General features: G+C 47.5%; 1 protein-coding gene. It reads left to right on the forward strand.

The annotated features are described in order from the left end of the window. Positions 1 to 331: 331 nt before the first annotated feature. Positions 332 to 1,720, forward strand: coding sequence for a group II intron reverse transcriptase/maturase (ltrA, locus tag KGF70_RS16795; protein ID WP_216769657.1), 1,389 nt, complete (start codon positions 332 to 334; stop codon positions 1,718 to 1,720). Positions 1,721 to 1,804 lie beyond the last annotated feature (84 nt).

A 1,804-nucleotide genomic window follows, 5' to 3' on the forward strand; every position in this document is an offset into this window, starting at 1 on the left:
AAGCCTAAAGCAAAGTACCGAACCGATGTACAAGAAGTGGCTATAAGGCTGATGAGGCTGGATGAGGTTGCTCCACAAACCGAAGTCCGATACTACTCGAAGTTGAAATCAGTAAAGCCAACGGTTGCATGGTACGAAAGCTATCACTCTTACCCGGGGAGGCCTGTCAGGAAAGTTCCCGACAAGAACGCCGATATGGGTGTACAGGAACAAACTAGTCAGCGATGGCTAGCTGAACCTGGCAGGAGTCAGCCGAGGTCATAGTAGTCTGCTGTATGGCAGATGAAGGACCGAACAATAATAATTCTCACTGATACTGGAGGTGTTGGTAGTGCGAAAATTGCAGAAAACAGAACAAACTGGCCACCAAGGGATGGATAGTCTGGAAGACAAAGAGTATCTTGGGGTGCATAGCGCTACTGGCGGTGAAAGCACGGTGCAGAATGGCATTCAATTTGTAGACCTAGTGCTTGCAAGAGCCAATTTGAACCTAGCGTTCAAACGGGTTCGTCAAAACAAAGGTGCAGCTGGTGTTGATGGGATGACCATCGACCAACTACCCGAATATACCCGCAAGCACCGGGAAGAACTTTTGGAAAGTTTGCGTAATGGAACATATCGGCCACAACCGGTTAGGCGGGTAGAAATACCCAAGCCTGATGGTTCAACTAGAAAATTGGGAGTACCGACAGTTATCGACCGCATGATTCAACAGGCGGTTGTGCAGGTACTCTCGCCGATATATGAACAAGTATTTTCTGACAATAGCTATGGTTTCCGACCTGGCCGGAGTGCACATGACGCGATTAAGAGCGTCACTAGCCTCTATAATCAAGGCTACCACTATGTGGTAGACCTTGACCTAAAGGCCTACTTCGACACGGTCAACCATGACCTATTGATGAATTTCATTCAGCAACAAGTAACTGATCCTTGGTTACTCCACCTAATCCGGCGCTTTCTAACCAGCGGAGTCATGAATGGGAAATTATTCCAAGACACGACGGAAGGAACGCCACAAGGTGGTAACCTCTCTCCACTACTGGCGAATATCTATCTCAACGAGTTGGATACCTTACTAACTCAACGAGGCCACCAGTTTGTGCGCTATGCCGATGACTGTAATATCTACGTCAAAAGCAAGCGCGCCGGAGAACGAGTTCTGCGAAACGTTACAGCCTTTCTTGAAAATAGGTTGAAGCTGACAATTAATCGCCAGAAAACGACGGTTGGTTCACCACTTCGGCTAAAGTTCTTGGGATTTACACTGGGAGTCGACCGTAATGGCGCATACCCACGACCGCATAAGGTCGTGAAGCAGCGTATTAAACGGGCACTCAAGGTAATGACAGGGCGAAGCCGTGGAATCAGTTGGTTGATGTTGATGAAGGAAATCAAGCAGAAAATGCGAGGATGGTTACAATACTATGGAATCGGCAAGATGAAGAAGTTCATCCAACACCTGGATGAATGGTTGCGAAGTAGGATTCGTCAGCTGATATGGAAACGTTGGAAGAAGCTCAAGACCCGGTATCGCCAGCTGATTAAGCTAGGAATGACACGAGAACAAGCCAAAACCTTCGCCAACACTCGAAAGGGATATTGGCGAATCGCCCATAGTAAGACTATGACCTACACGTATACAAACCAAAAGCTGGAGCGCCTCGGACTAATAAACATGTCCAAGACACTCCAGCAGATACAAATGAAGGATGCTTAAGTTATTGAACCGCCGTATACGGAACCGTACGTACGGTGGTGTGAGAGGTCGGCAATTGAATTAATCAATTGCCTCCTACTCGAT

Origin of the sequence: Lactiplantibacillus sp. 7.2.4, from assembly GCF_018991185.1 — a bacterium.
Taxonomy (GTDB): domain Bacteria; phylum Bacillota; class Bacilli; order Lactobacillales; family Lactobacillaceae; genus Lactiplantibacillus; species Lactiplantibacillus pentosus.